The sequence below is a fragment of the Edwardsiella ictaluri ATCC 33202 genome (genome assembly GCF_000264785.1).
Lineage (GTDB): Bacteria > Pseudomonadota > Gammaproteobacteria > Enterobacterales > Enterobacteriaceae > Edwardsiella > Edwardsiella ictaluri.
Genome location: NZ_AFJI01000014.1, coordinates 1 through 9372, shown reverse-complemented (window position 1 = coordinate 9372; position 9372 = coordinate 1). Strand labels below are relative to the sequence as shown.

The following is a 9372-nucleotide window of genomic DNA, read 5'->3' as shown; positions in this document are numbered from 1 at the left end:
CAGCCGCTTGGCGTACTCCGCCCCGCCCTGTTCCTCCATATAGCGGGTGACATAGCTGGTCGACAGAAAAAAGGTCGCCAGCTGCGCCACGCTCAGGGTCAGAATATTGGGAAACAGCTGGCGCTGGCTGTGCTGTAGCTGCGGCTGGATCTGCATCAGTTCCAGTGTATTGTCATAGTCCACCAGACGCCGATCGCGAAACGGCGCCCAGCGCGTCGCCAGCTCATACTCCACCACATCACGCAGCGGACCGTAAACCAGCGGAAACTCATAGCGGTAGGCGCAAAAGATACCGCCCGGTAGCAGCAACTGCGGCATCCGAGAGAGCATCAGCGGACGATCCATCCAGTAAAATGCCGTAGCGCAGGTCAGCAGATCGACCGGCTGTACAGGGATGTAATGTTCAGCTGCAGCCACACTGAATGTCAGCTGGGGGTAGTTCTCCCGCGCCTGGTTCACCAGCGCCTCATCGCGATCGCACCCGGTGGCCTGTGAAAAATAGGTTTGCAGACGGGCGGTGGAAAAACCACTGCCACAGCCCAAATCCAAAGCCCGGTCATGGTGAGTACACTGGCGGGCCAAAAACTGATATAGCGATTCCGGATAGCGGATCAGTGCCCTAATCTGCTGATAAGCGATGGCATAGTGATTGAGCTGTCCCATGAAGTTTCCTTTCGCAAAACCTGGCGGCCCAGACATCCCGCCCTTATCAGTGTTACCTATTCAGAAGACAGATGCCAGGTATAAAAAAACCCGCCGCGGCGGGTTTTTCTGGCACCGGTCTCCGGCGTTATTTGTACTTGCGCATCACCAGCGTCGCGTTGGTGCCGCCAAAGCCGAAACTGTTGGACATCACCACATCCAGCTCTCGCTCAGTGGTGGCGGTAACAATATCCATCCCGGTGGCCTGCTCATCCAGCTCTTCAATGTTGATGCTCGGCGCGATAAAGCCGTGCTCCAGCATCAGCAGGGTGTAGATGGCTTCGTGTACCCCCGCAGCCCCCAGCGCATGGCCAGTCATCGCCTTGGTAGAGGAGATAGCCGGCGTACGGTCACCAAAGACTTCACGGATGGCGCCCAACTCTTTCACGTCGCCCACCATGGTGGAGGTGCCATGTACGTTCAGATAATCCACCGGCTTATCCAGCCCCTGCATCGCCATCTGCATGCAGCGCGCCGCACCTTCACCTGACGGCGCCACCATGTCATAGCCATCGGAGGTTGCACCGTAGCCGACGATTTCGGCATAAATGTGCGCGCCGCGCGCCAGCGCGTGCTCCAGCTCTTCAACGACCACGATACCGCCGCCGCCGGAAATGACAAAACCGTCGCGCTTGGCATCATAGGTCCGGGAGGCCTTTTCCGGCGCATCGTTGTAATGGGTGGACAGGGCTCCCATGGCATCGAACTCACAGGCCAGCTCCCAGCACATTTCCTCACCGCCGCCGGCGAAGACCACGTCCTGTTTGCCCAGCTGGATCATCTCAACGGCGTTGCCGATGCAGTGAGCCGATGTAGCACAGGCGGAGCTGATGGAGTAGTTGACACCGCGGATTTTAAATGGCGTGGCCAGGCAGGCGGAAACGCCGGAGGCCATGGCCTTGGTCACCATATACGGCCCCACGCCGCGAATACCGCGGGCGCGCATACCGTCAGCGCCAGCGACCTGGTTACGCGGAGAGCCGCCGCCGGAACCCACGATCAGGCCGGTACGGTTATTGGAAACCATATCGTCGCTCAGACCGGAGTCCTTGATCGCTTCCTGCATCGACAGATAGGCGTAGATCGATGCATCGCTCATAAAACGCATCACCTTACGGTCGATCAGGCCAGCGGTATCCAGCTTGATATTGCCCCAGACCTGGCTACGCATGCCGGCCTCCTGCAGTTCAGGCGCAAAGGTGATCCCCGAACGCCCTTCTTTCAGAGACGCCAGCACCTCCTGCTGGTTGTTACCGATACTGGAAACAATACCCAAGCCAGTAATCACTGCACGTTTCATTTCTTACCTCTTGAAAAAATTTTTATCATTCGGGATTCGCCACGCACTTTAGCGTACACCTGTACGCCGAGGCAAGTCCGATCAGCGCTGGTAAAACCAGATAGCGCTAAATTTGCCGCCCCGGGCACAGACCGTTAAAATCGTCCACTGACTGATTTAGCGGTAAAAAACGTGAACCATACATCGATACAAAGTGCATCGCTGAGCTGGAATCAACAGGGTACGCCTGTTTCGCAGCAGTTTGACGACGTCTACTTTTCCAATCAGGACGGGCTGGCGGAAACCCGTCACGTCTTCCTGCAGGGCAACGGGCTGCCGCAGCGCTGGCTGACTGGCTCCCGGCCCGATTTCACTGTCGCCGAAACCGGCTTCGGTACCGGGCTGAATTTTCTCACCCTGTGGCAGGCTCACCGTGCTTTCCGACTGGCTTATCCCGATAGGGGACCGTCGCGCCTGCACTTCATTAGCTTTGAAAAATACCCACTGCGCCGCGACGACCTGCGCGCTGCCCACGCTGCCTGGCCGGAGCTGGCAGAACTCAGCGAACAGCTGTACGCTGTGTGGCCCGACGCCCTGCCTGGCTGCCACCGTCTGCACCCGGCGCCACACATCACGCTGGATCTATGGTTCGGCGACGTCAACGCGCTGCTGCCACAGCTGCCCGACGGTCTCCATGGCCACGTGGACGCCTGGTTTCTGGATGGCTTTGCGCCGGCGAAGAACCCGGATATGTGGACCCCTGCGCTCTTCAACACCATGCTGCGCCTGGCCCGTCCCGGCGCGACCTTCGCCACCTTTACCGCCGCCGGATTTGTACGCCGCGGCCTGAGCCAGGCCGGATTTGAGGTCAGTAAAGTCAAAGGATTCGGACAAAAGCGGGAGTGTCTGGCGGGACAGCGCCCTGCAGCACTGCCGCCCGATGTGCTGCAGGCACCCTGGTATGCCCGCCCGGCGGCCCGCCGCCCTGAAGAAGTTGCACTGATCGGCGGCGGTATCGCCTCCGCCCTGTGCGCCCTGGCACTGCAGCGGCGCGGCAGCCGCGTTACCCTCTACTGCGCCGATCCGCAGGCGGCGCAGGGCGCCTCCGGCAACCGTCAGGGGGCACTCTACCCCCTTCTTAACGGCCGCGATGATGCGCTGGAGCGCTTTTACGCCCGCGCCTTTCCCTATGCCCTGCGCACCTACGATGCGCTGGCGGCCCAAGGCGCCGACTTTCCCCACCGATGGTGCGGCGTCAGTCAGCTGGGTTACGATGACGCCAGCCAGAGAAAAATAGCGCAGCTGCTGAACGCCGGTTGGCCAGAGTGGCTGGCGCAGGGGGGGGATGCCGCCGATCTCAGCCTGCGCTGCGGCCTGCCGCTGCCGGTTGGCGGCGTCTGCTATCCCCTCGGTGGCTGGCTGGATCCGGCTGAGCTGACCCGCCAGACCCTGGCGCTGGCGGAACGTCAGGGGGCCACCCTGTACTTTAACCATGAGGTCCAGCGGCTGCTACCGGAACCAGAGGGCTGGCGTCTACAGCTGGCCAACGGCGCTACCCGTCTGCACGGCTGCGTCGTGCTGGCCGGCGGCGCCCGCACCGGTGAGTTCAACCAAAGCGATGCGCTGCCGCTCTACCCGGTGCGCGGCCAGGTGAGCCATATTCCCACCGCCCCGGCGCTGGCGTCGCTGCGCCAGGTGCTGTGCCATGACGGCTATCTGACCCCCTGCAGCCCGGACTACGGTACCCACTGCCTCGGTGCCAGCTACCGACGCAACTGCACCGATTTGGAGTACAGCCCGCAGGAGCAACAGGAAAACCGCCAGCGGCTAATCGCGTCTCTGCCGCAGGTGACATGGCCGCAGCAGGTGGACGTCAGCGCCGCGGCAGCGCGGATCGGCATACGCTGCGCCGTGCGCGATCATCTGCCGCTGGTCGGCGCGCTGCCGGACGCCCCAGCGCTGCAGACGCGCTATCCGCATCCTCGCCCGCAGCAGCGCGTCCCCGCGGAGACCAACGCCGCCGCGCCGCACCATCCGGATCTGTTTATCCTGGCCGCCCTCGGCTCACGCGGTCTGTGCAGCGCGCCGCTATGCGCCGAGCTGCTGGCCGGACAAATTCACGACGAAGGGCTGCCGCTGGAGCAAGATCTGCTGGACGCACTCAGCCCCAACCGTTTCTGGCTGCGTAAATGGCTTAAAGGGAAAGGTCCGGCATGATGCATACGGCGGTGGGGGACACGCCGCCGCCCTTCTCGCGTTATCAGAATACGGCGTCAACGCGGGGGGCCAGCCCCGGATATAGATCCACCGCACAGCCTGACGCAGGCCGGTACGCCGACCAGACCGCGTACGCACCGCCCAAGAACAGCGCGCCGCCATCGGGCATGTCTGCCCTGCAGCTGACGGATTCAGTCCTGCGGCATTGGAAAACATCTTGTTTGGCCCAACCGGCGCCGCACGTTTTCACGTCCATGACGCCCGCGCCGCCCGAACCGGACAATTTGCCATATCTGTCGTGGCGCAGGTGCCCGGGCGACGCCCCATCCATTCACAAAGCCGCGATTCACCCTGCCCTCCCCTGACCACGCGAAAGAGACCCAGCCTCATGCCTCATTCCTCATGCCTCATGCCTCATGCCTCATGCCTCATGCTGAGCCCGATGGTAGAGATCCTGCCATAGGTTGTATACCAGCGCCTGATCGGGCGGGGAGAGCTCTCCGGCGTGAATGGCGCGCGCCAGACTGGCGCGCACCGCCGCATCCAGCATCGCGGGCACGGCCTGCGGCTGCAGGGCGATCTCCGCCACAGCCAGGGTCAGGTGGCCACGCAGGTAGCCGCCGGCAAACAGCGCATCGTCGCTGGCGCTGTCAACCATCTCATCAATCAGCGTCAAAATACGCTCTTCAAACTCTACAATCATGGGGATTCCTTGCGTATCGGCGTCAGCTGCACCGCGCATCACTGTAAATCGTCGGGATAGGGAAAGTCAGCGGCACTCAGTGCCGGCGTATGATAAAACGCCTGAAGCGTACGGATAAACTGCGCCGGACGCGGGGGGATGCCCCCGGCCAGATAGATCAGCACCTGTTCACGCACCCGGCGCTGAAACGCGATGCGATCCGGCTCGAAGGTGCCCTCCAGATTATCGCAGCTGACGTTAAAGGGATAGCCGGCAGCAACGCAGAACAGCCAGTCCAGTGCCTGTGGCTTAATCTCTACCGCCTCAAAGCGCGACTGCGTGTCGGTATCCCGCCCGTCCGGGCAGTACCAATAGCCATAGTCCTCCAGGCGGCGACGTGCCTCCCCGGCGATGCACCAGTGTGAGATCTCATGCAGCGCGCTGGCATAGTAGCCATGGGCAAACAGAATGCGGTGCTCCGGATGCGCGTCATCCGCCGGCAGATAGATAGGTTCGCCGTCGCCGGCCACCAGGCGGGTATGGTATTCGCTGCCGAACGTCTGCGCGAACAGATCGATTAACTGCTGATAATGATGGATCTCGGGCATGGTTATCTCTGGGCCTGATGAGAAAATAACGTGCGGCGCCACGGCGCCGCATCACGGTGGCAGATTGTCGCACAGGCGCCGCCGCCTTGCATCCGCCGCGCTACAGCCAGCGCTGCACCCAGGCCAGGATGTCGCTGCCGTGGTTGTCATACAACAGCTTAATGCTTATGATCAGCGACATCACCACGATCATCGGCCGGATCAGCTGCTGCCCGCGGGTCAGCACCATCCGGGCGCCGACGCGGGCCCCGATCGCCTGTCCTACCAGCATGCACAGCCCCACGCTCCACACGACGTTTCCCCCGATGATAAACAGCAGCAGAGACGCCGCGTTAGAGGTAAAGTTGAGCACCTTGGCATGCGCTGTCGCCTGGGGGAGCGACAGCCCCAGCAGCATGACATAGCCCAGCGCATAGAACGATCCGGCGCCGGGGCCAAAAAAGCCGTCATAAAAACCGACGCTGGCACCGCCCAGCACGGCAAACAGCGGCATACCGACACGCCGTATGCCCTCCGTCGCCCCCAGCGATGGCGTCAGCAAAAAATAGAGCCCGACCCCGATCACCAGAAACGGCAGCAGCTGGCGTAATATCTCTGCCTGCAGACGCTGCACCAGCAGCGCACCGACCGCGGCGGCCAAAAATGTCAGCAGAATGACCCACTTTTGCTCAGCAAGGTTGACCACCCGACGGCGAATAAAGTAGAGGCTGGACGAAAAAGATCCCCCCACCGACTGCAGCTTGTTGGTCGCCAGCGCCTGGGCGGGCGGCAGCCCGACGGCCAACAGCGCCGGTACCGTCAACAGTCCGCCGCCGCCGGCAATGGCATCGATAAAGCCGGCGAACAGCGCCACGCAAAATAAAACCCCGAGCAGCTCGGGAGAAAGCAGTAGCGTCTCCATGATCCTTGCCTGAACCGTCCCATCGTGTTGTGTTGGTCTCATATCACATTAGCAACATCCGATATTAAGAATACATGCATCCATATGTGATTAAGACCACTAAAAATAGGCCGCTATCATGACAAACAATCCCGCAGCGGTAACTGATTTTTATCACACCGTCGACGTTCACCTGCAATAGATGAGCAGCGACATAGACGGTGGACTACCCAGCGGTCTCTCCCCAGACAGAGCGCTCACACGACTCAGCGTCCGGCGACCGATGGTTCACGGCCGCCGCTCGTGACGGATAACAACGGATTAGACTTTTCAGTAAAGCTCAGTTTAAATAAGCGTCTATCGATCAGAAAGGACAGCGGGGGATCTCCCGGATAGCGTCGTCGGGGGAGAAAACGGTGAATAATGCACTCACGATTTTCTACCACATCTCCCTGCAGTGGTAACGTAGTTACTGTAGCCCGAATACCACGGTGGGCTATCATGGGGGTTCGGGGCGTAGAGATAACGCTAATAGAGGCGGTAGTATCTACCCAGAACCGGATCCTTTGTCATATCATTGTCTTCCCTCCTGAATACAGTTCTCAAATTTCCATATAATGGCTATTCCCCTATACCATCATACCTGTAGAGTAAACGACTCATTAACCATAGTTAAATGATCCTTCAGTAAAAAAGAAAATAGAGTATCATCGATGCTTTATAGAGCAGGTGACTGGCCGGGTAGTATGCATATCACCAGCCACAGTGAAAAATTAACATGTGAACGAAACTAACATTCTGTAGTTATGGGCTATAGGGCTATAACTAGCGCTCATGACGCGGAGTGACTACGCGGTCAAACAGCTGGTCACCTGGTCATGATATGCGCCATAAATAAAAAACAAGATATACTTTATAAGCGTACAAAACATAATTACAGCGCACTATAAAAACCATATTTGATAGGATAACATAAGGTATTAATATATTATGATAAAGCTCACCCCCCCACCCAATAGCAGCCATCCGAATATTATCACGGATAAAGAAGATATTACCTCAGATGAAAACCCACATGCCCTTAATGCGGAAAAACCTGAACCAGCAGCATCTCCCATATGTTTTATTGATAAACAAAAACCATACTTCCCTGATAAGAAAAATACATCCTTAAATTTAAACTGCCAGGTAAGAGACAGCTTCTCCAACCTAATAACATGTCGACATCTTTCCGCCTTCTGGGTCGCGCAGTTTAACCAAGGTGAAGGTAAAGTTAACTATAAACACTTCTCTTCTGCGGAGGCGCTTAATAGTAACATATCCGTTATAGAGAGAGAAGCATCATGCACTGCGCCAGGTGTTATTCAACTCATTGAAAATAAAGATTGGGGGTGTGCTATTTTTGACACATTCAGTGATATGAGACTGAATGGAGATAAGTTCAGAGCTCTAGAATTAAGTACAATCAGTCACGCTATGGCGTTAGGCCTCAAAATAAAAAACACCATAAATAAAGAAATATGGGTGATTTACCTCTACGACCCTAATCATACAGCCTCCCACCGCCGAGCGGAATACAGCGACAATAATCAGGATGACATAAAGAAACTCACTGCAGGTGATTTTCTTACAAAACCGTACTTGCGATGTCACGAACTTATCCCTGCCGGGGTGTCTATGCTGGTAGACAGACATATCCCAGTCAATACTTCAATTATAACCAGATTGCCCAACAACTTACTTCAGCAAAATATAATTTGGCATGCCATGACTATGGGACTCACAGAAGTTATCCAACAAGTAACTGAGAAAATAAATCTATCTGCACTCACGCTCAAAAAAAGGGAGGAATTAGTAATTGCTCGGAGGAGAGATGGCACACCTGGATTGCTTATGGCTCTTCAAAATGGGCATACAGACACAGTGCTAGCATACGGAAAACTGCTCAAAAAAGCAGGCTTACCTCCAGAAAAAACGGACAGATTTACTGCTAGCAAAAGGAGAGGGGGGAGGCCTCGGGTTTAGTGCAGTCGATGCAAAATGGGCATGCAGATACAGTTCTAGCATACGGAAAACTGCTCAAAAAAGACAGGCTTATCTCCAGAAAAAACGGCAGATTTACTGCTAGCAAAAGGAGCGGGGGGAGTCTCGGGTTTAGCGCAGGCGATGCAAAATGGGCATGCAGATACTATCCTGGCATACGGAGATGTTATTAACGCAAACGCAATGTGTTTTAATCATGATAAAATAGTCAATTTACTTGCGGCCAACACTACTGATGACACAACAAAAAAAATACCTGGGTTGTTTTTCGCTCTGCAGAATGGCCATACAGACGCAGTACTGGCATACGGAGAACTCCTCAAAGCTGCGAATCTTAGCCCAGATGAAACAGCGACTCTGCTTGCTGCCAAGAGGTATGATAGTAGCCCTGGCCTACTTTTAGCATCACAGAATGGGTACATCGATGTCATTCAAGCTTATGGAGAACTCCTCAAAGATCTTAACTTAAATAAAGCAAAAGCGGCAGAGTTACTTGCAGCCAGAAGGGATGATGGTATCTCTGTTTTATTCATGGCACTTTATCACGGGAATGTGGAAATAATTAAATCTTATGGGATGATAATTGATAACCTTAAATTCAACCCATCGGAAACCGAACAATTATTGGATACCGGATGTAGTAATGGTCTAAATGGTTTGTTTTTTGCACTATCCCATGGGTATAAAAATGCTATTAGCACATATGGAGAACTTATTTGTTCTGCTAAATTTAGTCCATATAAAGTCGCGAGACTACTGGCCGCAAAGGGAGTCAATGATACTCCAGGAATACTTATGGCTTATCAGAATCAACATACAGAGGCCATAAAGTCATATATTATGGTTATTAACGATACAGGCGTCATTCCATATGAAATAACAGAACACCTCCCCGAAAAATATAGATCTAAATTTTTTGAAGTTGTTAATTCCTACGATACTGAAATTTAAACTTGCTTTG

Annotated in this window: 8 protein-coding genes; 3 read left to right on the top strand and 5 right to left on the bottom strand. The window is 55.8% G+C overall.

All coding sequences use genetic code 11. The features are described from left to right. Positions 1 to 663, bottom strand: a 663-nt coding sequence (locus tag EIEH_RS01400; RefSeq protein ID WP_035608451.1) for a class I SAM-dependent methyltransferase, incomplete at its 3' end; no start/stop codon positions are given. 127 nt (positions 664 to 790) lie between these two features. Beyond that, a complete protein-coding gene (gene fabB / locus EIEH_RS01395; protein ID WP_015871998.1) occupies positions 791 to 2002 on the bottom strand; it encodes a beta-ketoacyl-ACP synthase I in 1212 nt (403 codons plus the stop codon). A gap of 171 nt (positions 2003 to 2173) precedes the next feature. On the opposite strand from fabB, the gene mnmC reads away from it, so the two are divergent. Then, positions 2174 to 4198, top strand: a complete 2025-nt coding sequence (mnmC, locus tag EIEH_RS01390; protein ID WP_015871999.1) for a bifunctional tRNA (5-methylaminomethyl-2-thiouridine)(34)-methyltransferase MnmC2/FAD-dependent 5-carboxymethylaminomethyl-2-thiouridine(34) oxidoreductase MnmC1 — start codon at positions 2174 to 2176, stop codon at positions 4196 to 4198. 421 nt (positions 4199 to 4619) lie between these two features. Here the strand turns inward: mnmC and EIEH_RS01380 are convergent, their stop codons facing one another. From EIEH_RS01380 to EIEH_RS01370, 3 genes are all read right to left on the bottom strand, one after another. Continuing rightward, on the bottom strand, positions 4620 to 4901 hold the full coding sequence (locus EIEH_RS01380; protein ID WP_015872000.1) for a YfcL family protein: 282 nt from the start codon (positions 4899 to 4901) through the stop codon (positions 4620 to 4622). A 38-nt stretch (positions 4902 to 4939) separates the two neighbouring features. Beyond that, positions 4940 to 5488: an elongation factor P hydroxylase gene (locus EIEH_RS01375; RefSeq protein WP_015872001.1), complete on the bottom strand. Its 549-nt coding sequence runs from the start codon at positions 5486 to 5488 to the stop codon at positions 4940 to 4942. A 100-nt stretch (positions 5489 to 5588) separates the two neighbouring features. Next, the gene (locus EIEH_RS01370; protein ID WP_035608446.1) at positions 5589 to 6389 is read right to left on the bottom strand and encodes a sulfite exporter TauE/SafE family protein; all 801 of its coding nucleotides are present in this window, start codon (positions 6387 to 6389) and stop codon (positions 5589 to 5591) included. A 969-nt stretch (positions 6390 to 7358) separates the two neighbouring features. Here EIEH_RS01370 and EIEH_RS01365 point away from each other — a divergent pair. Both EIEH_RS01365 and EIEH_RS01360 read left to right on the top strand, forming a co-directional pair. Beyond that, on the top strand, positions 7359 to 8393 hold the full coding sequence (locus EIEH_RS01365) for a ShET2/EspL2 family type III secretion system effector toxin (protein WP_050977382.1): 1035 nt from the start codon (positions 7359 to 7361) through the stop codon (positions 8391 to 8393). Positions 8394 to 8534: 141 nt separating this feature from the next. Next, on the top strand, positions 8535 to 9362 hold the full coding sequence (locus EIEH_RS01360; protein ID WP_050977379.1) for a hypothetical protein: 828 nt from the start codon (positions 8535 to 8537) through the stop codon (positions 9360 to 9362). The last annotated feature ends 10 nt before the right edge of the window (positions 9363 to 9372 follow it).